Source organism: Nocardioides sp. LS1, from assembly GCF_003865225.1.
In the GTDB taxonomy this organism is placed as follows: Bacteria; Actinomycetota; Actinomycetes; order Propionibacteriales; family Nocardioidaceae; genus Nocardioides; species Nocardioides ginsengisegetis.
In genome coordinates this window covers 25,476-44,660 of the sequence record NZ_BIFF01000007.1, presented here as the reverse complement: position 1 = coordinate 44,660, position 19,185 = coordinate 25,476, and the positions used below count along the sequence as shown (strand labels likewise).

The window sequence follows — 19,185 nt, the reverse complement described above, 5'->3', positions numbered from 1 at the left end:
CAACCCCGTCGCCGGAGCGGCTATTCCGAGCGTGCGACGGCGCGGTCCCTCAGCACGCTGGCGACGGTCGTGACGGCCAGGGTGCCGACGATCACGAGCAGTGACACCCAGATCGGGATGTCGGGCGCCCACTCGATGTGGTGACCGCCGTTGATGAACGACAGCTCGTTGTCGTGCATGGCGTGCAGGATCAGCTTCAGGCCGATGAAGAGCAGCAGGAACGCCAGCCCGTAGGACAGGTAGACCAGGCGCTGGAGCAGGTCGCCGATCAGGAAGTAGAGCTGGCGCAGGCCCATCAGCGCGAACACGTTGGCGGTGAAGACGAGGTAGGGCTCGCTGGTGAGGCCGTAGATCGCGGGGATCGAGTCGAGCGCGAACAGCAGGTCGGTCATGCCCAGCGACAGGACCACGACGAACATCGGCGTGAAGACCCGCGAGCCGCTCACCCTGGTCGAGAGGTGGACGCCGCTCCACTCGTCGGTCATCCGCACGTGCCGGCTGGCCCAGGCGACGATCCGGGGCTGGTCGTACTGGTCGCCGTCGTGGTCGTCGTCGCGGGCGAGCTTGACCGCGGTGTAGACGAGGAAGAGCCCGAAGAGGTAGAAGATCCAGCTGAACTGGCTGATCGCCGCCGCGCCCAGCCCGATGAAGATGCCGCGGAGCACGAGCGCCAGGACGATCCCGATGAGCAGGGCGGTCTGCTGGTACTGCCGCGGGACGTTCAGCTTCGCCATGATCAGGATGAAGATGAACAGGTTGTCCACGGAGAGGGAGTACTCCGTGAGCCAGCCGGCGAAGAACTCTCCGCCGTACTGGGCGCCCGAGAACCACCACACACCGAGCCCGAAGACCACGGCCAGCACGACGTACATCGCCAGGTGCCGGCCCGACTCCCCCATCGTGGGCTCGTGCGGACGGCGCCCGATCACGAACACGTCGACGAGCAGCAGCGCCGTCGTCAGGAGGACGGTGGACCACCAGATCCAGGGAGCAACATCCACGGCGTCGGCCTCTTCAAGGTCGGTGTCGGGTCAGGGAAGGAGTCGGCACCTGCCAACTCCCTGCAAACGCTCCCCCAACCTACCTGCCGCCCCAAGGGACCCCGAGCGCCGTGAGGGCGGCCTCGCCGCCGTCGAGCGCGGTGAGCACCCAGGTGCCCTGCGGGGTCAGCGTGAACGTGTGCTCGAAGTGCGCGGCCCAGGTGCCGTCGGCGGTGATGACCGTCCAGTCGTCCTCGAGCACCTCGGTGTCCTTGGTGCCCAGGGTGATCATCGGCTCGACTGCGAGCGCCAGGCCCTCGACCAGCTTGGGGCCCTTGCCCGGACGGCCGTAGTTGGGCACGTTGGGCGGCTGGTGCATCTGGGAGCCGATGCCGTGCCCGACGTAGTCCTCCAGGATGCCGTAGCGACCCTGGGAGCGGACGTGCCGCTCGACGGCGTGGGAGATGTCGGTGACCCGGCCCCCGAGGTGCGCGGCGGCGATGCCGCGCCACATGGCCTCCTCGGTGACCCGCATCAGCTCGGTCACCTCGGCCGGGACGGTGCCCACCGGGACCGTGATGGCCGCGTCGCCGTGCCAGCCGTCGACGATGGCGCCGCAGTCGATGGAGATGACGTCGCCCTCGGCCAGCATCCGTTCCCCCGGGATGCCGTGCACGACCTCCTCGTTGACCGAGGCGCAGATCGAGCCCGGGAACCCGTGGTAGCCCTTGAACGAGGGCGTGGCCCCCGACGACCGGATGTTGTCCTCGGCGATCGCGTCGAGCTCACCCGTGGTGATCCCGGCGCGCACGGTCGAGCGCATCAGCTCGAGGGTCTGCCCCACGACCAGGCCGGCGCGACGCATCGCGTCGATCTGGTCGGGGGTCTTGATCTCGATCCCGCGGTCCAGCAGTCCCATCAGCTCTGGGCGACGGTGTCCAGCGCCGCGAAGATCCGCTCGGTGACGTCGGCGACCTCGCCCATGCCGTCGACCTCGATGAGGAGGCCGCGGCCGCGGTAGACGTCGATGAGCGGCTCGGTCTGCTCGGTGTAGATCTCCTGGCGACGGCGGATGACGTCCTCGGTGTCGTCCGCGCGGCCCTCGACCTCGGCGCGCTGGAGGAGCCGCTGCACGATCTCCTCGGCGTCGACGGTCAGGACGACGACGGCGTCGAGGGAGTGACCGGTGAACTTGATCATCCCGTCGAGCTCCTCGACCTGGGCGAGCGTCCGCGGGTAGCCGTCGAGCAGGAAGCCGGGGGTGGCGTCGTCCTCGTCGATGCGGTTGCGCACCATCAGGTTGGTGACCTCGTCGGGGACGTACTCGCCGGCGTCCATGTAGCCCTGGGCCTTGACGCCCAGCGGCGTGCCCTTCGAGACGTTGGCGCGGAAGATGTCTCCGGTCGAGATCGCGGGGATCCCGAAGTGCTCGGCCACGAACTTGGCCTGGGTGCCCTTACCGGCCCCGGGCGGGCCCATCATGATCAGCCTCATGTCAGCGCAGGAATCCTTCGTAGTTGCGCTGCTGGAGCTGGCTCTCGATCTGCTTCACCGTGTCCAGCGCGACGCCCACCATGATCAGGATGGAGGTGCCGCCGAACGGGAAGTTCTGGTTCGCATTGATGAACACGAACGCGATGAGCGGGATGAGGGCGATCAGACCGAGGTAGAGCGCGCCGGGCAGCGTGATGCGGGACAGGACGTAGGACAGGTAGTCCTCGGTCGGCTTGCCCGCCCGGATCCCGGGGATGAAGCCGCCGTACTTCTTCATGTTGTCCGCCACCTCTTGGGGGTTGAAGGTGATCGAGACGTAGAAGTAGGTGAAGAAGACGATGAGCAGGAAGAACGACAGCATGTAGAGCGGGTGCGAGCCACGGACGAGGTAGTCGTTGATCCAGGTGACCCACTTGGAGTCGCTGTTCTGGTTGAACTGCACGGCCATGGCCGGCAGGTAGAGCAGCGACGAGGCGAAGATAACCGGGATGACACCGGCCTGGTTCACCTTGAGGGGAATGTACGTCGAGGAGCCGCCGAACATCTTGCGTCCCACCATGCGGCGGGCGTACTGGACCGGGATCCGGCGCTGCGCCTGCTCGATGAAGATGACCGCGGCGATGATCACGAGACCGATCGCGATGACGACGGAGAAGACCCACCAGCCCTTCTCCTTGCCGACCGCCCACAGGGAGGTCGGGAAGCGGGAGACGACCTGGGTGAAGATCAGCAGCGACATGCCGTTGCCGATGCCGCGCTCGGTGATGAGCTCGCCGAGCCACATGATGACGGCGGTGCCGGCGGTCATGGTGACGACCATGACGAGGAAGGTCTCGGTGCCGTTGCTGTGCAGCAGCGGCTTCTGGCAGCCCTGGAGCAGGTTGCCCGAGCGGGCCAGCGCCACGATGCCGGTCGCCTGGAGCAGCGCCAGGCCCAGCGTGAGGTAGCGGGTGTACTGGGTGATCTTGGTCTGGCCGGACTGACCCTCCTTCTTGAGGGCCTCCAGCCGCGGGATCACCACGACGAGCAGCTGCAGGATGATGCTCGCCGTGATGTACGGCATGATCCCGAGCGCAAAGATGGTGAGCTGGAGCAGCGCACCACCGGAGAAGAGGTTGATGAGGCTGTAGACGCCGGAGTTGCCCACGTCCTTGATGCAGGACTGGACGTTGGCGACATCGACGCCCGGCGTCGGGATCTGAGATCCGAGCCGGAAGATCGCGATGATCAGCAGGACGAACAGCAGCTTCTTGCGCAGGTCCGGAGTCCGGAATGCGTTCGCGAACGCGGCTAGCACGAGATCCTCTTTCTCCAAGCGGGGTGCGGCCCTCGCACGTCACCCGCGAAGACCCGGGGAAGCCTAACAGGCTCCCCACAGGGTCCGATGGTGCCCAGATGAAGCAGACGGGGCGCGGTCGGCTCACGCCGCCCGCGCCCCATCGGTGCTGTCACTGAAGCCAGGTCAGGAGACCGTCACACCACGGTGGTGGTGCCGCCGGCCGCCTCGATCTTCTCCTTGGCCGAGCCGGAGAACGCGTTGGCGCTCACCTCGACCTTGACGGACAGGTCGCCCTGGCCGAGGACCTTGACCGGGTGGCCGTCGCGCACAGCGCCACGGGCAACCAGCTCGTCCACGGTCACGACGCCGCCCTCGGGGAACAGCTCGTTGATGCGGTCCAGGTTGACCACCTGGAACTCCACCTTGAAGGGGTTCTTGAAGCCCTTCAGCTTGGGGAGACGCATGTGGATCGGCATCTGGCCACCCTCGAAGGCGACCGGAACCTGGTAGCGAGCCTTGGTGCCCTTGGTACCGCGGCCCGCGGTCTTGCCCTTGGAGGCCTCACCACGACCAACACGGGTCTTGGCGGTCTTGGCCCCGGGGGCGGGACGCAGGTGATGCAGCTTGAGCGTCATGTCACTCCACCTCCTCGACCGTCACGAGGTGACGGACGGTGTTGACCATGCCCCGGATCTCCGGGCGGTCTTCCTTGACGACGACGTCACCGATGCGCTTGAGACCCAGCGTCCGCAGGGTCTCGCGCTGGTTGGACTTGATGCCCACGGTGCCGCGCTTCTGCTGAACCTTCAGCTGAGCCATCAGGCCGACACCTCCTGGGAGACACCAGCCGGGACCTCCAGGCGCGCCCTGAGGAGCGCCGCCGGGGCGACGTCCTCGACGGGGAGACCACGACGGGCGGCCACGGCCTCGGGCTGCTCCAGCATGCGGAGAGCCTCGACGGTGGCGTGCACGATGTTGATCTGGTTCGACGAACCGAGCGACTTGCTCAGGATGTCGTGGATACCGGCGCACTCCAGGACGGCACGCACCGGACCACCGGCGATGACGCCGGTACCGGGCGCGGCCGGGCGCAGCATGACCACGCCGGCGGCCTTCTCACCCTGGACGGGGTGCGGGATGGTGCCCTGGATGCGGGGGACGCGGAAGAAAGCCTTCTTCGCCTCCTCGACACCCTTGGCGATGGCGGCGGGAACTTCCTTCGCCTTGCCGTAGCCGACGCCGACCAGACCCTCACCGTCACCGACGATCACGAGGGCGGTGAAGCTGAAGCGACGACCACCCTTCACGACCTTCGCAACACGGTTGATCGCAACGACGCGCTCGATGTAGGCGGTCTTGTCAGCACCCTGGTTTCCGCGACGGTCGTCGCGGTTTCCACGGCGCTCGCCACCCGAACGCTGTCCGCGCTGGGCTCCGCTCATGAGTGTTTCCTCTTCTCTCTCTCGCGTACTGCGATCAGAACGTCAGGCCGCCCTCGCGGGCGCCATCAGCAAGGGCCGCGATGCGGCCGTGGTACTTGTTGCCTGCACGGTCGAAGACCACACCGGCGACGCCGGCGGCCTTGGCGCGCTCGGCGACGAGCTCACCGACCTTCTTGGCCTTGGCGGTCTTGTCGCCCTCGAAGGACCGGAGGTCCTTCTCGGTGGTCGACGCGAACGCCAGGGTCTTCCCGACCAGGTCGTCGACGACCTGGACGGTGATGTGCTTCGAGGAGCGCGTGACCACGAGGCGAGGGCGCTCGGCAGTGCCGGACACCTTCTTGCGGCCACGAACCTGACGACGCAGGCGCGACTTCACCCGAGCAGCGGTGTGCTTGTTGTTGTTCAGCGAGATCGCCATGGTCACTTACCAGCCTTTCCGACCTTGCGGCGGATGTGCTCGCCGGCGTAACGGACGCCCTTGCCCTTGTAGGGCTCGGGCTTGCGCAGCTTGCGGATCTTCGCGGCGGTCTCGCCGACGAGCTGCTTGTCGATGCCCTGGACGCCGAGCTTGGTCGGGCCTTCCACGGTGAACGTGATGCCCTCGGGCGCGTCGAACACGATCGAGTGCGAGTAACCGAGCTGGAACTCCAGCTGGGTCGGGCCCTTCGACAGGACGCGGTAACCGACGCCCACGATCTCGAGCTTCTTCTCGTAGCCGTCGGTGACACCGACGACCATGTTGTTGATCAGCGTGCGGGTCAGGCCGTGCAGCGAGCGCGACTCACGCTCGTCGTTCGGACGCTTGACCTCCAGGATGCCGTCCTCGCCCTTCTCGACGGTGATCGGCTCCGCCACGGAGTGCGACAGGGTGCCCTTGGGGCCCTTGACGGTCACGAGGCTCTCGGCGATCGCGACGTCCACACCGGACGGGACCGGAATGGGGAGCTTGCCAATGCGCGACATAGCTGTGTTTCTCCTTCTCGGTCTCGTCGTTACCAGACGTAGGCGAGGACTTCCCCACCCACGCCCTTCTGGTTGGCCTGGCGGTCGGTCAGCAGGCCCTGGCTCGTCGAGATGATCGCGACACCCAGGCCGCCGAGCACCTTCGGGAGACCCGTGTGCTTGGCGTAGACCCGGAGACCGGGCTTGCTGATGCGGCGAACACCCGCGATGGAGCGCTCACGGTTGCGGCCGTACTTGAGGGTGATGGTCAGCGTCTTGCCGACCTCGCCCTCGGCCGGGTCCGTCACGTCGTACGACGTGATGTAGCCCTCCTGCTTCAGGATGTCGGCGACACCCTGCTTGAGCTTGCTGTACGGCATGGAAACCGCGTCGTGGTACGCCTGGTTGGCGTTGCGCAGACGAGTGAGCATGTCTGCGATCGGGTCAGTCATCGTCATGGCCGCGAGGCCCTTTCTCCACCGTGGTTTCGCACCTGAACCTCAGGTGCGACCTGCAGCGATCGTTGGTTGTGAAAAGAGTGGAAGTTCGAGGTCACCAGGAGGACTTGGTGACGCCCGGCAGCTCGCCCCGGTGCGCCATCTCCCGCAGGCAGATGCGGCACAGGCCGAACTTGCGGTAGACGGCCTTGGGCCGGCCGCAACGCTGGCAGCGCGTGTAGCCACGCACCGCGAACTTCGGCTTGCGGGCGGCCTTGACCTTCAGTGCGGTCTTCGCCATGTCAGTTCTCCTTGAACGGGAAGCCGAGCTGCTTGAGCAGCGCGCGGCCCTGGTCGTCGTTGGTCGCGGTGGTCACGACGGTGATGTCCATGCCGCGCGAACGGTCGACCTTGTCCTGGTCGATCTCGTGGAACATGACCTGCTCGGTCAGACCGAACGTGTAGTTGCCACGGCCGTCGAACTGCTTGGGCGAGAGGCCGCGGAAGTCGCGGATACGCGGCAGCGCGAGCGACAGCAGACGGTCCAGGAACTCCCACATCCGGTCGCCGCGCAGCGTGGTGTGCGCACCGATCGGCATGCCCTCGCGGAGCTTGAACTGCGCGATGGACTTGCGGGCCTTGGTCACGAGCGGCTTCTGGCCGGTGATCGCGGTGAGGTCCTTGATGGCACCCTCGATCAGCTTGGAGTCGCGAGCAGCCTCGCCGACACCCATGTTGACCACGATCTTGGTCAGGCCGGGAACCTGCATGACGTTCTTGATCTCGAACTCCGCCTGCAGCGCGGGGAGGATCTCCTCGCGGTAGCGGGTCTTGAGCCGCGGGGTCACCGCGGCGGAGGCCTGGGTCTCGGTCATCAGATTTCCTTGCCGGTCTTGCGCGAGATGCGGACGCTGCGCGTCGACGTGTACGTCGAGCCGTCCGGGCGGCGCTTGGTGACCTCGTCACGGCGGAAGCCGATCCGGGTCACGCCGTCGCCCTCGACGAGCATGACGTTGGAGACGTGGATCGGAGCCTCGGCGGTGATGATGCCGCCGGTGTTGCCGGCGCGACCGCCCTGGTTCACGACCTTGGTGTGCCGCTTGATGCGGTTGACGCCCTCGACGATCACCCGGTTCTCCTCACGGAGCACCTGGATGACCTTGCCCTCGGCACCCTTGTCCTTGCCAGCGATCACCTTGACGGTGTCGCCCTTCTTGATGTTCACGCTCTTGGCCATGTTCAGAGCACCTCCGGTGCGAGCGAGATGATCTTCATGAACTTCTTCTCGCGCAGCTCGCGGCCCACGGGGCCGAAGATGCGGGTGCCTCGCGGCTCGCCGTCGTTCTTGAGGATCACCGCGGCGTTCTCGTCGAAGCGGATGTACGAACCGTCGGCACGGCGGCGCTCCTTGACGGTGCGCACGATGACGGCCTTGACGACGTCACCCTTCTTCACGTTGCCACCGGGGATCGCGTCCTTCACGGTGGCGACGATGACGTCGCCGATACCGGCGTAGCGCCGACCCGAGCCACCGAGAACACGGATGCAAAGGATTTCCTTCGCACCGGTGTTGTCGGCGACCTTGAGTCGCGACTCCTGCTGGATCATTGTCTCTCCTGGTTGTCGAGCCGGTTCTCAACGCATCACGTGCTGTTGAGCCTGGCCGAACTGATGTGGTTGTCCTCGCCGCAAGGCGAGAGGGTTACTTCGCCTTCTCGAGGATCTGCACGACGCGCCACCGCTTGGTGGCGGACAGCGGACGCGTCTCCATGAGGAGGACGCGGTCACCGATGCCGCACTCGTTCTGCTCGTCGTGCGCCTTCAGCTTGCTGGTGCGGCGCATGACCTTGCCGTACAGCGCGTGCTTGACACGGTCCTCGACGGACACGACGACGGTCTTGTCCATCTTGTCGCTGACGACCAGGCCCTCACGGACCTTGCGAGCGTTGCGCTCGACTGCCTGCTCGCTCATGCGGCACCATCCTCATTGCTGGAGCCCGGGGTGGTCCGGATGCCGAGCTCGCGCTCACGCACCACGGTGTAGATCCGGGCGATGTCCTTCTTGACCGTGCGAAGCCGGCCGTGGCTCTCCAGCTGGCCGGTGGCCGCCTGGAAACGGAGGTTGAAGAGCTCCTCCTTGGCCTCGCGGAGCTTGGCCTCGAGGTCGATGTTGGTCATCTCGTCGAGCTCGTGGGCGAGGGTAGCCATCAGAATTCACCCGCCTCTCGCGAGATGAAGCGGCACTTCATCGGAAGCTTGTGCATCGCGCGGCGCATGGCCTCGCGGGCAACTTCCTCCGAAACACCGGAAAGTTCGAACATGACGCGGCCGGGCTTGACGTTCGCCACCCACCACTCGGGGGAACCCTTACCGGAACCCATGCGGGTCTCGGCGGGCTTCTTGGTCAGCGGGCGGTCGGGGTAGATGTTGATCCACACCTTTCCACCGCGCTTGATGTGACGGGTCATCGCGATACGCGCCGACTCGATCTGACGGTTGGTCACGTAGTGACCCTCGACCGCCTGGATGCCGAAGTCGCCGAAGGCGAGCTTCGTGCCACCCTTGGCCGCACCGGTCCGCTTGGGGTGGTGCTGCTTGCGGTGCTTGACACGACGGGGCATCAACATGGGGCTCAGGCCTCCTTACCGGAGTCAGCGGCGGGAGCAGCGGCCTCGGCCGGAGCCTCGGTCGCCGGAGCGTCGGTGCCACGGTCCGAACGGGTCGGACGGTCGCCACGCGAGCCACGGCTGGGGCGCTCGCCGCCACGCTCGTTGCCACGGGTCGGACGGCCGCCGCGACCGGGGACACCGGCGCGAGCTGCGGCCTGGGCCTGGCGCTCGGCACGGGAGCCGGACACCTCGCCCTTGTAGATCCAGACCTTCACGCCGATGCGGCCGAAGGTCGTGCGGGCCTCGTAGAAGCCGTAGTCGATGTCGGCACGCAGCGTGTGCAGCGGGACGCGGCCCTCGCGGTAGAACTCGGTGCGCGACATCTCGGCGCCGTTGAGGCGGCCCGAGCACTGGATCCGGATGCCCTTGGCACCCGAACGCATCGAGGTCTGCATCGCCTTGCGCATGGCACGACGGAACTGCACGCGGCCGGACAGCTGCTCGGCGACGCCCTGGGCAACGAGCTGCGCGTCGATCTCGGGGTTCTTGACCTCGAGGATGTTCAGCTGGACCTGCTTGCCCGTGAGCTTCTCGAGCTCGCCACGGATGCGGTCGGCCTCGGCGCCACGGCGACCGATCACGATGCCGGGACGCGCGGTGTGGATGTCCACACGGACGCGGTCACGGGTGCGCTCGATCTCGACCTTGGAGATGCCGGCCCGCTCCATGCCCTTGGAGAGCAGCTTGCGGATGGCGACGTCCTCGCCGACGTACGACTTGTAGAGCTTGTCGGCGTACCAGCGGGACTTGTGGTCCGTGGAGATGCCGAGGCGGAAGCCGTTCGGGTTGATCTTCTGGCCCATCAGGCCTTCCGTCCCTTCTTCAGTGCAACAGCACCGGCGGGCTGAACCGCCAGGGTGATGTGGCTCGTGCGCTTGTTGATGCGCGTCGCGCGGCCCTGGGCACGCGGACGCCAGCGCTTCATGGTCGGACCCTCGTCCACCTGGGCGACGGAGACGACCAGGTCGCCGGCGTCGAGACCCTCAGTGGTCTCGGCGTTGGCGATCGCGCTCTCGAGCACCTTGTAGACGGTCTCCGAGGCGGCCTGCGGCGCGAACTGCAGCAGGGCCAGGGCCTCGTCGACGTGCATGCCGCGGACCATGTCCACGACCCGGCGGGCCTTCATCGGCGTGATCCGCACGAATCGGGCGCTCGCGAAGGCTCCCGGCTGGTCGCCGAGGAGAGACTCGCGGCGCGCGCTGACGCGGTTGCGCTCAGTGGTGCTCATCGACGACGTCCCTTCCTGTCTTCCTTCACGTGCCCGCGGTAGGTGCGGGTGGGAGCGAACTCCCCGAGCTTGTGGCCGACCATCGCGTCGGTCACGAACACGGGAACGTGCTTGCGACCGTCGTGCACGGCAATCGTGTGACCGATCATGTCGGGCACGATCATGGAACGGCGCGACCAGGTCTTGATGACGTTGTGAGAGCCCTTGTCGTTCTCCGCGTCCACCTTCTTCTGCAGGTGGCCGTCGACGAAGGGGCCCTTCTTCAGGCTGCGAGGCATCTCGTTTACTTCCTACCCTTGCCGGACTTGCGGCGACGGATGATCTGGGAGTCGGAGGCCTTGCGCTTGCGCGTGCGGCCCTCGGGCTTGCCCCAGGGGGACACGGGGTGACGTCCACCGGACGTCTTGCCCTCTCCACCACCGTGCGGGTGGTCGACCGGGTTCATGACGACACCGCGGACGGTCGGGCGCTTGCCCTTCCAGCGCATCCGGCCGGCCTTGCCCCAGTTGATGTTCGACTGCTCGGCGTTGCCGACCTCACCGATGGTGGCGCGGCAGCGCACGTCGACGAACCGCATCTCGCCCGAGGGCAGACGCAGGGTGGCGCGCGAGCCCTCCTTGGCGACGAGCTGGGCGCTGTTGCCGGCCGAGCGGGCGATCTTCGCACCGCCACCGGGACGCAGCTCCACGCAGTGGATCGTCGAACCGACGGGGATGTTGCGCAGCGGCAGGTTGTTGCCGGGCTTGATGTCGGCGCCCACGCCGGACTCCACGGGGGTGCCCTGCTCCAGGCCCTTCGGCGCGATGATGTAGCGCTTCTCGCCGTCGGCGTAGTGCAGCAGCGCGATGCGCGCCGTGCGGTTGGGGTCGTACTCGATGTGAGCGACCTTCGCCGGGACACCGTCCTTGTCGTAGCGACGGAAGTCGATGATGCGGTAGGCCCGCTTGTGACCGCCACCCTGGTGCCGGGTGGTGATCCGGCCCTGGTTGTTGCGGCCGCCCTTCTTGGGCAGCGGACGCGTCAGCGACTTCTCCGGAGTGGTCCGGGTGATCTCGACGAAGTCGGCCACCGAGGAGCCACGACGGCCCGGGGTGGTCGGCTTGTACTTGCGGATAGCCATGTCTTCAGTCCTCAGTCAGGAGCCCGGTCAGGAGACCGGACCTCCGAAGATGTCGATGCGGTGGCCCTCAGCGAGGCTGACGATCGCGCGCTTGGTGTCGGCACGCTTGCCCAGGCCGTTCTTCGTGCGACGCGTCTTGCCCTGACGGTTGATCGTGTTCACCGAGGTGACCTTGACGCCGAAGATCTTCTCGACCGCGATCTTGATCTCGGTCTTGTTGGCGTCGGGACGCACGATGAAGGTGTACTTGTTGGCGTCGAGGAGGCCGTAGCTCTTCTCGGACACGACCGGCGCGAGCAGGATGTCGCGGTGGTCCTTGTGCAGGGTGCTCACTTGGAGGCCTCCTCGTCAGTCACAGCGTCGGCGGCCGGAGCCTCGACGATGCTGGCCTTGCGCTCGGTCGCCGAGGCGGTGCCGGAGACGAGTGCGTCGTACGCGCCCTTGGTGAAGACGACGTCGTCGGACACGAGCACGTCGCGGGTGTTGAGCTGGTCGACGGCGACGATGTGGACCTGCGGCGCGTTGCGCAGCGAGAGCCAGGTGATCGCGTCGGTGCGCTCGAGCACCACGAGGACGTGCGCGCGGGTCGAGATGTCCGCAAGGGTGGCCAGCGCCAGCTTGGTCGACGGCTTGTCGCCGGAGACCAGGCCGTCGACCACGTGGATGCGGTCGTTGCGGGCACGGTCGGTGAGGGCACCGCGCAGGGCGGCGGCCTTCATCTTCTTGGGGGTGCGCTGGTCGTAGTCGCGCGGCTTGGGGCCGTGCACGACGCCACCGCCGGCGAACTGCGGAGCGCGGGTCGAGCCCTGACGGGCGCGGCCGGTGCCCTTCTGCTTGTAGGGCTTGCGTCCACCACCGCGGACTTCACCGCGGCGCTTGGTGGAGTGCGTGCCCTGACGAGCAGCAGCCTGCTGGGCGACGACGACCTGGTGCATCACGGCGATGCTGACGTCGACGTCGAAGATCTCGGCGGGGAGGTCGACCTTGACGGTCTTCGCACCCTTGGCGGTCTTGGTAGCCATGCTCAGGCCTCCTGAGTCTTCTTGGCGGCCGAGCGAAGCACGACGAGACCACCCTTGGGGCCGGGAACGGCACCCTTGAGCAGGATCAGGCCCTTCTCGGCGTCGACCGCGTGCACGGTGACGTTCTGGGTGGTGACGGTGTCGTTACCCATCCGGCCGGACATGCGCATTCCCTTGAAGACGCGGCCCGGCGTGGCGCAGGCACCGATGGAACCGGGCTTGCGGTGGTTGCGGTGCGCACCGTGCGACGCGGACACGCCGGAGAAGCCGTGACGCTTCATGGTTCCGGCGAAGCCCTTGCCCTTGCTGGTGCCCGTGACGTCGATCTCCTCGCCAGCGGCGAAGGTGTCGACACCGAGCTCCTGGCCCACCGAGTAGGTGGAGGCGTCGGCGGTGCGGATCTCGACCAGGTGACGACGCGGGGTCGTACCGGCCTTGGTGAAGTGACCGGCCTGCGGCTTCGTCACCTTGCGGCCCTCGATCTCGCCGAAGCCGACCTGGACGGCGTTGTAGCCGTCGGTCTCGGGCTGGCGGACCTGGGTGACCACGTTGGTGCTCGCGGCGATCACGGTCACGGGGACGACGCGGTTGTTCTCGTCCCAGAGCTGGGTCATGCCGAGCTTGGTGCCCAGCAGGCCCTTCACGTTACGTTCGAAAGTCATCTCGTCAGACCTCAGAGCTTGATCTCGATGTCGACACCGGCAGGCAGGTCGAGGCGCATGAGCGAGTCGACCGTCTTCGGCGTGGGGTCGATGATGTCGATGAGGCGCTTGTGGGTGCGCATCTCGAAGTGCTCGCGGCTGTCCTTGTACTTGTGGGGCGAGCGGATGACGCAGTACACGTTCTTCTCGGTCGGCAGCGGCACGGGGCCGGCGACCTTGGCACCCGTGCGGGTGACGGTGTCCACGATCTTGCGCGCCGAGGTGTCGATCACCTCGTGGTCATAGGCCTTGAGCCTGATGCGGATCTTCTGTCCCGCCATAGGTCTCTCTCGTCCTTAGTCAGTCTGTACCGGGTGGTACCGCGTGCTGTGCCTTCTCGACAGGCCCCCGGGTGAGGCCCTGCCGCCCTGCTCCGCCCGTGAAGCGCCGGCCTCTTGGCCGACCCCCGCGGTCGGGCGTGTCGCACCTGGTGGAACTGAAAAGGCGCAACACAAGACCGCGGTCCTGCTTCATTCGTTGTGGGCGCCCGACGGGTTCGTCGGGCTCATCGGGTCTCCCCCTGCATCGCTGCAGGAACGGTGCGGCCGCACGCCAACCACCGATTCAGTCCAGGAGACGCGATTCAGTAGTCAAGATGTGCCGCACTCCGACAACCCGCCGGAGCAACCGGACTATCTTGGCAGACATCCCGCCTCAGGCCAAATCCGATCGGTGGCGCCCGAAAGGGCCCGACCTGACAGGATGTGGGCCCGCCGGAAAGGCGCACGTCACGAGGGGGAATCCTATGTCCGGGCACGAGTGGTACCCCCCTCCGGGGGGCAGCACCCCGGGCCGGGAGGCCCCCCCGCCGCCGCCCCCGTGGGGGCCGCCCGCGGGGCCCCCGGTGCCGGGTCAGCTGCCGGGACCGGTGCCTGGCCAGGTGCCCGCCCAGGGCTGGGCGCCCGGCATGCTCGGCGCCGCGCACAAGCCCGGCGCGATGCCGCTGCGACCGCTGGGGCTCTCGGACATGTACGACGCGGCGTTCCGGATCATCCGCTTCAACCCGAAGGCGACCGTCGGCAGCGCCGTGCTCGTCGCCGCGGTGTCGATGGCGATCCCGGTGCTGGTCACCGCGGTGCTGACGTGGACGGTGGACCTCTCCCTCGACCGCACCGGCGGCTCGACCTCGACCGCCGACGTCGCGGGGCTGATCGGGTCCTTCGGCTCACTCGGGCTCGGCTCGATCCTGCAGACGATCGGCCTGGTGCTGGTCACGGGGATGATCGCCCACGTGACCGCGGCGGCGGCGATCGGCCGGCGCCTGACCCTCGGCGAGGCCTGGGCCGCGACCCGCGGCAAGCGGTGGCGCCTGATCGGGCTGACCGTGCTGCTCGGGCTGATGGTCACCGGGATCCTCCTGGTCTACGCGCTCAGCTGGGTGCCGGTCGTCCTCTTCCTCAAGACCTGGCAGATCGTGGTCTACGGCCTGGTCAGCGTGCCGCTCTTCCTGGCCGGCATGTGCTGGTTCTGGATCCGCGTCTACTACCTGCCCGTTCCCGCGCTCATGCTCGAGGACGTCGGCATCGGCGGGGCCATCGGCCGCGGCTTCCGGCTGACCCGCAGGCAGTTCTGGCGGACCTTCGGCATCGCCCTGCTGACCGTGGTCATCGGCCAGATCGCCGGCGGCATGCTGGCCATGCCGGTCTCCCTCGTCGGGCAGGGCATCCTCGCGGGGGCCGGGTCGACGAAGTTCGCGGTGCTCGGCCTGGTGCTCACCAACGCGCTGACCTCGGTCATCTCGGCCGCCTTCGTCGCCCCGTTCACCACCGCGGTTGCCTCCCTGCAGTACCTCGACCAGCGGATGCGCAAGGAGGCGTACGACGTCGAGCTGATGACCCGGGCAGGGCTGACCGCCTCGTGATGCTGCCCGCCCCGCCGCTGGACCCCTCGGCCGACGAGGCCCGGTCCTGGCTGCGCCGCGAGCTGCTGCACGCCGAGTACCACCGCACCAACGTCGTCGCGCAGGTGATCGGCTGGCTGCAGCGCCAGGTCGGGCGCGGCATCGACGCCGCCTCGCAGGCACCCCCGCTGTCGACGTTCGCCGCCATCGTGGTCTTCCTGGCCCTCGCGCTCGGGCTGGGCTGGCTGCTGTCCCGGGCCCGCCGGACTCCGCAGGCGGAGCCGGAGTCGCGGTCGGTGCTGACCGACGAGGCCGTGACGGCGGCCGAGCTGCGCCGCCGGGCCGAGGAGGCCCTGGCGCAGGGCCGCCACGAGGACGCCCTCGTCGACGGCTTCCGGGCGCTCACGGCCCGGGAGGTCGAGCGGGGACGCCTCGACGACGCCCCCGGCGCGACCGCGCACGAGGTCGCCGGGCAGCTGGGGTCGACGTACCCCCAGCAGCGGGAGCGGGTGGACGGCTCGGCGCTGCTCTTCGACTCGGTGCTCTACGGCCACCGGCCAGCGACGGCCGACCAGGCGGGCGGCGTGCTGGCGCTCGACGACGAGCTGGCGGCGGTCCGGTGAGCCGGGCCGGCACGTGGGTGCGCGAGCGGCGCACCTCGTTCCTGATCGCGGGTGGGCTCGTGGCCGCGCTGGTCGTGGTGGTCCTGCTCGGCTCGGGGGTCCGCACCACCACGCCGCTCGACCCCGACAACCCCGACCCGGCGGGCGCCCAGGCCCTGGCCCGGGTCCTGGCCGACCACGGCGTCGACGTGTCCGTGGCGCGCGGCGCCGACGCGCTCGACGCCGCCGACACCGGGCCCGGCACGACCGTGCTGGTCACCTCGACCGAGCAGCTCGGCGCGAGCACGACCCGGCGCCTGCTCCGCGCGACCGGCGACGCCGACCTCGTGCTCGCCGGCCCGGGACCGGGCACGACCAAGGCGTTCGGCGTGAGCAAGCTGCCCTACCAGGTCTCCGTCGGCTCCCCGCGTGCCGCGGACTGCTCCGACCCGACGTACGACGGGCTCCGGCTGCAGGTCGACCACGCCCTGGAGTACCCCCTCGACGGGGGCTGCTTCCCCGGGAAGCACGGCACGCTGCTGGCCGAGGCCCGGCCGGGCGTGGTGCTGCTCGGGGCGGCCGACGCGCTGGACAACGGCGAGATCCTCCGGGCCGACAACGCGGCGGTGGTGCTGCGCCTGCTGGGCGGGCACGACCGGCTCGTCTGGTACGTCCCCAGCGTCGACGACCTCGTCGGCGACGACGGCGTGAGCCTGCAGACCCTGCTCCCCCGCTGGATCCGGCCCGGGCTGTGGCTCGGCGCCATCGCCGTGGTGGCGCTGGTGCTGTGGCGGGCGCGCCGGCTCGGGCCGCTGGCCACCGAGCCGCTGCCGGTGGTCGTGAAGGCCATCGAGACCACCCGCAGCCGCGGCCGGCTCTACCGCAAGGCCGGCGACCGCGCCCACGCCGCCGAGGCGCTGCGCAGTGCCGCCCGGACCCGGGCCGCCGAGCGGCTCCGGCTCGGTCATCCCGATCCCGCCACGCTCGTGCGTGACGTGGCCCGGCACACCGGCCGCCCGGTCGGCGACGTCGAGGCCCTCCTCGGGCCGGGCGCGCGGGCCCCCGGCAACGACCACGACCTGATCGCCCTGGCCACCCAGCTGGCCGCACTCGACAGAGAGGTACGCCGTTCATGAGCGAGCAGCCATCCCCCACCACCACCGTGGCGGCCCCCGCCGGCGAGGCGGCCCGCGAACGGCTGGCCGCCGTCCGCGCCGAGGTGGCCAAGGCCGTCGTCGGGCAGGACGCTGCGGTCTCCGGCCTGCTCGTGGCGCTGCTCTGCGGCGGCCACGTGCTGATGGAGGGCGTGCCGGGCACGGCGAAGACCCTGCTGGTCCGGACCCTGGCCGCGTCGCTGTCGGTGGACACCCGGCGGGTGCAATTCACCCCCGACCTGATGCCCGGCGACATCACCGGGTCGATGGTGATCGACAGCCGGCAGGGCGAGCTGACCTTCCGTGAGGGGCCGGTCTTCACCAACCTGCTGCTCGCCGACGAGATCAACCGGACGCCGCCCAAGACCCAGTCGGCGCTGCTCGAGGCGATGGAGGAGGGACAGGTCTCGGTCGACGGGGTCTCGCGTCCCCTGCCGCGACCCTTCCTGGTCGCGGCGACCCAGAACCCGGTCGAGTACGAAGGCACCTACCCCCTGCCCGAGGCACAGCTGGACCGGTTCCTGCTGAAGGTGGTGCTGCCCATCCCGGAGCGGACCGCCGAGCTCGAGATCCTGCGGCGGCACGCCGACGGCTTCGACCCACGCGACGTCGCCGGAGCCGGCGTACGCGCCGTGGCGGGGGCCGACGACATCGCGGCCGGGCGGGCAGCCGTCGGGCAGGTGCAGGTGTCCCCCGAGGTGGCCGGCTACATCGTCGACATCGCCCGGGCGACGCGCGACTCCCCCTCGCTCAGCCTGGGCGTCAGCCCCCGCGGCGCCACCGCACTGCTCCGGGCCGCGCGGGCCTGGGCGTGGCTGACGGGGCGCGACTTCGTGACGCCCGACGACGTCAAGGCGCTCGCGCACGCCACCCTGGTGCACCGGCTGGGGCTGCGGCCCGAGGCCGAGCTCGAGGGTGTCGACGTCGGCCAGGTGCTCGCCAGCGCCCTCGGCTCGGTGCCGGTCCCCCGCTGATGGCACTCTCCGGCCGCGTCCCCCTCCTGCTCCTCCTGGGCCTGGTCCCGGTGGTGCTGCGACCGTCCCTGGGCACGGTCTGGCTGTGGGTGCTCGCGGTCGGGGTCGCGGTCCTCGTCGACTGGCTGGTCGCGCCGGCACCGGCGTCGGTCACGATGCACCGCCGGCCGGTGGGCACGGTCCGGATGGGGCACCCGACCGAGACCCTCGTCGTGGCCACCAACGGGGGCCGCCGCACGGTGACCGCCCTGGTGCGCGACGCGTGGCAGCCGACCGCCGGCGCCAGCGACAACCGGCACCGGGTCCGGCTGGGGCCGGGTGACCGGGTGCTGCTGCGCACGCCGCTGCAGCCCCGTCGGCGGGGCGACCTCCGCGCGATCGGCGTGACCGTCCGTAGCCGCGGACCGCTTGGCCTGGCGGCTCGGCAGCGGACGATCGAGGTCGCCGGCGCGGTCCGGTCACTGCCGCCCTTCGAGTCCCGCAAGCACCTGCCCAGCAGGCTCGCCCGGCTGCGCGAGCTCGACGGCAGGGCGGCGGTCCGGGTGCGCGGGCAGGGGACGGAGTTCGACTCGCTCCGGGAGTACGTCCGCGGGGACGACGTGCGCTCGATCGACTGGCGGGCCAGCGCCCGCAACCGCAACGTCGTGGTGCGGACCTGGCAGCCCGAACGCGACCGGAGGGTCGTGCTCGTGCTCGACACGTCCCGGACGTCGGCCGGCCGGGTCGACGACGTGCCGCGCCTCGACTCCGCCATGGACGCCGCCCTGCTGCTCGCCGCGCTCGCCGCCCGCGCGGGCGACCGGATCGACTTCGTCGCCGGCGACCGCCGGGTGCGCGCGCGGCTGCGCTCCGCCGGGGCCCGGGACGTCTCGGCCAACCTGCAAGAGGCCATGGCGGACCTGGAGCCGGTCATCGCCGAGGCCGACTGGACCTCCCTGGCCGGTGCGGTGACCGGCTTCGGCCGCCAGCGCGCCCTGGTCGTCCTGCTCACCCCGCTCGAGCCATCGGCCGTCGAGGAGGGGCTGCTGCCGGTGCTCCCGGCGCTGACCCGGCACCACCGGGTGGTGCTGGCCTCGGTCAAGGACCCGGCGCTGGAGCAGCTCGCCGCGACGCGCGGCACCGTCGACGAGGTGTACGACGCCGCCGCGGCCGAGCAGGTCCTGGTGCGACGCCGGCACACGGCCGACCTCCTCCAGGCGCTCGGCGTGGACGTCGTCGACGCCGACGCGGAGCGGCTGCCTCCGGCGCTGGCCGACCACTACCTCGCCCTGAAGGCGCGCGGCCTGCTCTGAGGCCGAACT

At 69.2% G+C, this 19,185-nt stretch carries 30 protein-coding genes; 5 read left to right on the top strand and 25 right to left on the bottom strand.

Going from position 1 to position 19,185, the window contains the following annotated elements:
- Positions 1–20: 20 nt before the first annotated feature.
- The 25 genes from EJF31_RS20140 to rpsJ form a co-directional block, all read right to left on the bottom strand.
- A complete protein-coding gene (locus EJF31_RS20140) occupies positions 21–1,001 on the bottom strand; it encodes a TerC/Alx family metal homeostasis membrane protein (protein WP_125038982.1) in 981 nt (326 codons plus the stop codon).
- 79 nt (positions 1,002–1,080) lie between these two features.
- Positions 1,081–1,893, bottom strand: coding sequence for a type I methionyl aminopeptidase (gene map, locus EJF31_RS20135; protein WP_373994738.1), 813 nt, complete (start codon positions 1,891–1,893; stop codon positions 1,081–1,083).
- Between the two features lie 5 nt (positions 1,894–1,898).
- Positions 1,899–2,474: an adenylate kinase gene (locus EJF31_RS20130; RefSeq protein WP_125038980.1), complete on the bottom strand. Its 576-nt coding sequence runs from the start codon at positions 2,472–2,474 to the stop codon at positions 1,899–1,901.
- Between the two features lies 1 nt (position 2,475).
- Positions 2,476–3,771 (bottom strand): preprotein translocase subunit SecY, encoded by a 1,296-nt coding sequence (gene secY, locus EJF31_RS20125; protein WP_125038979.1) that lies wholly within the window; start codon positions 3,769–3,771, stop codon positions 2,476–2,478.
- A 176-nt stretch (positions 3,772–3,947) separates the two neighbouring features.
- On the bottom strand, positions 3,948–4,388 hold the full coding sequence (rplO, locus tag EJF31_RS20120) for a 50S ribosomal protein L15 (RefSeq protein ID WP_125038978.1): 441 nt from the start codon (positions 4,386–4,388) through the stop codon (positions 3,948–3,950).
- Position 4,389: 1 nt separating this feature from the next.
- The gene (gene rpmD / locus EJF31_RS20115; protein WP_125038977.1) at positions 4,390–4,572 is read right to left on the bottom strand and encodes a 50S ribosomal protein L30; all 183 of its coding nucleotides are present in this window, start codon (positions 4,570–4,572) and stop codon (positions 4,390–4,392) included.
- Positions 4,572–5,195 (bottom strand): 30S ribosomal protein S5, encoded by a 624-nt coding sequence (gene rpsE, locus EJF31_RS20110; protein WP_125038976.1) that lies wholly within the window; start codon positions 5,193–5,195, stop codon positions 4,572–4,574. Before rpsE ends, rpmD begins: the two co-directional genes overlap by 1 nt.
- A 34-nt stretch (positions 5,196–5,229) precedes the next feature.
- Entirely contained in the window at positions 5,230–5,613 is a 384-nt protein-coding gene (gene rplR / locus EJF31_RS20105; RefSeq protein ID WP_125038975.1) for a 50S ribosomal protein L18, read from the bottom strand.
- A gap of 2 nt (positions 5,614–5,615) precedes the next feature.
- Positions 5,616–6,158 (bottom strand): 50S ribosomal protein L6, encoded by a 543-nt coding sequence (gene rplF / locus EJF31_RS20100; RefSeq protein WP_125038974.1) that lies wholly within the window; start codon positions 6,156–6,158, stop codon positions 5,616–5,618.
- Between the two features lie 29 nt (positions 6,159–6,187).
- Entirely contained in the window at positions 6,188–6,595 is a 408-nt protein-coding gene (gene rpsH, locus EJF31_RS20095) for a 30S ribosomal protein S8 (protein WP_125038973.1), read from the bottom strand.
- A gap of 94 nt (positions 6,596–6,689) precedes the next feature.
- Positions 6,690–6,875, bottom strand: coding sequence for a type Z 30S ribosomal protein S14 (locus tag EJF31_RS20090; protein WP_011757321.1), 186 nt, complete (start codon positions 6,873–6,875; stop codon positions 6,690–6,692).
- A 1-nt stretch (position 6,876) separates the two neighbouring features.
- Positions 6,877–7,449, bottom strand: a complete 573-nt coding sequence (gene rplE / locus EJF31_RS20085; RefSeq protein WP_125038972.1) for a 50S ribosomal protein L5 — start codon at positions 7,447–7,449, stop codon at positions 6,877–6,879.
- Positions 7,449–7,811 carry a 50S ribosomal protein L24 gene (rplX, locus tag EJF31_RS20080; RefSeq protein ID WP_220481223.1) on the bottom strand — a complete coding sequence of 121 codons (363 nt, stop codon included), beginning with the start codon at positions 7,809–7,811 and terminating at the stop codon, positions 7,449–7,451. Before rplX ends, rplE begins: the two co-directional genes overlap by 1 nt.
- Before the next feature lie 2 nt (positions 7,812–7,813).
- Positions 7,814–8,182, bottom strand: coding sequence for a 50S ribosomal protein L14 (rplN, locus tag EJF31_RS20075; protein ID WP_090849740.1), 369 nt, complete (start codon positions 8,180–8,182; stop codon positions 7,814–7,816).
- 94 nt (positions 8,183–8,276) lie between these two features.
- Positions 8,277–8,546, bottom strand: coding sequence for a 30S ribosomal protein S17 (gene rpsQ / locus EJF31_RS20070; RefSeq protein WP_125038971.1), 270 nt, complete (start codon positions 8,544–8,546; stop codon positions 8,277–8,279).
- On the bottom strand, positions 8,543–8,788 hold the full coding sequence (gene rpmC, locus EJF31_RS20065) for a 50S ribosomal protein L29 (RefSeq protein ID WP_373994737.1): 246 nt from the start codon (positions 8,786–8,788) through the stop codon (positions 8,543–8,545). Before rpmC ends, rpsQ begins: the two co-directional genes overlap by 4 nt.
- On the bottom strand, positions 8,782–9,201 hold the full coding sequence (gene rplP / locus EJF31_RS20060) for a 50S ribosomal protein L16 (RefSeq protein ID WP_125038969.1): 420 nt from the start codon (positions 9,199–9,201) through the stop codon (positions 8,782–8,784). The genes rpmC and rplP overlap by 7 nt, the downstream gene beginning before the upstream one ends.
- 5 nt (positions 9,202–9,206) lie before the next feature.
- The gene (rpsC, locus tag EJF31_RS20055; protein WP_125038968.1) at positions 9,207–10,046 is read right to left on the bottom strand and encodes a 30S ribosomal protein S3; all 840 of its coding nucleotides are present in this window, start codon (positions 10,044–10,046) and stop codon (positions 9,207–9,209) included.
- Positions 10,046–10,471, bottom strand: coding sequence for a 50S ribosomal protein L22 (gene rplV / locus EJF31_RS20050; RefSeq protein WP_125038967.1), 426 nt, complete (start codon positions 10,469–10,471; stop codon positions 10,046–10,048). Before rplV ends, rpsC begins: the two co-directional genes overlap by 1 nt.
- Entirely contained in the window at positions 10,468–10,749 is a 282-nt protein-coding gene (gene rpsS / locus EJF31_RS20045) for a 30S ribosomal protein S19 (RefSeq protein ID WP_125038966.1), read from the bottom strand. The genes rplV and rpsS overlap by 4 nt, the downstream gene beginning before the upstream one ends.
- A 5-nt stretch (positions 10,750–10,754) precedes the next feature.
- Positions 10,755–11,591 carry a 50S ribosomal protein L2 gene (gene rplB, locus EJF31_RS20040; protein ID WP_125038965.1) on the bottom strand — a complete coding sequence of 279 codons (837 nt, stop codon included), beginning with the start codon at positions 11,589–11,591 and terminating at the stop codon, positions 10,755–10,757.
- A gap of 27 nt (positions 11,592–11,618) precedes the next feature.
- Positions 11,619–11,924: a 50S ribosomal protein L23 gene (gene rplW / locus EJF31_RS20035; protein WP_125038964.1), complete on the bottom strand. Its 306-nt coding sequence runs from the start codon at positions 11,922–11,924 to the stop codon at positions 11,619–11,621.
- Complete coding sequence (gene rplD, locus EJF31_RS20030; RefSeq protein ID WP_125038963.1) at positions 11,921–12,613, bottom strand: 50S ribosomal protein L4; 693 nt, start codon at positions 12,611–12,613, stop codon at positions 11,921–11,923. Before rplD ends, rplW begins: the two co-directional genes overlap by 4 nt.
- Before the next feature lie 2 nt (positions 12,614–12,615).
- Positions 12,616–13,275 (bottom strand): 50S ribosomal protein L3, encoded by a 660-nt coding sequence (gene rplC / locus EJF31_RS20025; protein ID WP_125038962.1) that lies wholly within the window; start codon positions 13,273–13,275, stop codon positions 12,616–12,618.
- Between the two features lie 11 nt (positions 13,276–13,286).
- Positions 13,287–13,595, bottom strand: a complete 309-nt coding sequence (gene rpsJ / locus EJF31_RS20020; RefSeq protein WP_008360994.1) for a 30S ribosomal protein S10 — start codon at positions 13,593–13,595, stop codon at positions 13,287–13,289.
- A 599-nt stretch (positions 13,596–14,194) separates the two neighbouring features.
- Here rpsJ and EJF31_RS20015 point away from each other — a divergent pair.
- Genes EJF31_RS20015 through EJF31_RS19995 form a run of 5 tightly spaced genes read left to right on the top strand, consistent with a single transcriptional unit; the run spans position 14,195 to position 19,176 of the window.
- Positions 14,195–15,175 (top strand): hypothetical protein, encoded by a 981-nt coding sequence (locus tag EJF31_RS20015; RefSeq protein ID WP_125038961.1) that lies wholly within the window; start codon positions 14,195–14,197, stop codon positions 15,173–15,175.
- Positions 15,172–15,777 (top strand): DUF4129 domain-containing protein, encoded by a 606-nt coding sequence (locus EJF31_RS20010; protein WP_125038960.1) that lies wholly within the window; start codon positions 15,172–15,174, stop codon positions 15,775–15,777. Before EJF31_RS20015 ends, EJF31_RS20010 begins: the two co-directional genes overlap by 4 nt.
- Complete coding sequence (locus EJF31_RS20005) at positions 15,774–16,892, top strand: DUF4350 domain-containing protein (RefSeq protein ID WP_125038959.1); 1,119 nt, start codon at positions 15,774–15,776, stop codon at positions 16,890–16,892. Before EJF31_RS20010 ends, EJF31_RS20005 begins: the two co-directional genes overlap by 4 nt.
- Positions 16,889–17,884 carry a MoxR family ATPase gene (locus EJF31_RS20000; RefSeq protein WP_125038958.1) on the top strand — a complete coding sequence of 332 codons (996 nt, stop codon included), beginning with the start codon at positions 16,889–16,891 and terminating at the stop codon, positions 17,882–17,884. The genes EJF31_RS20005 and EJF31_RS20000 overlap by 4 nt, the downstream gene beginning before the upstream one ends.
- On the top strand, positions 17,884–19,176 hold the full coding sequence (locus EJF31_RS19995) for a DUF58 domain-containing protein (RefSeq protein ID WP_125038957.1): 1,293 nt from the start codon (positions 17,884–17,886) through the stop codon (positions 19,174–19,176). The genes EJF31_RS20000 and EJF31_RS19995 overlap by 1 nt, the downstream gene beginning before the upstream one ends.
- Positions 19,177–19,185 lie beyond the last annotated feature (9 nt).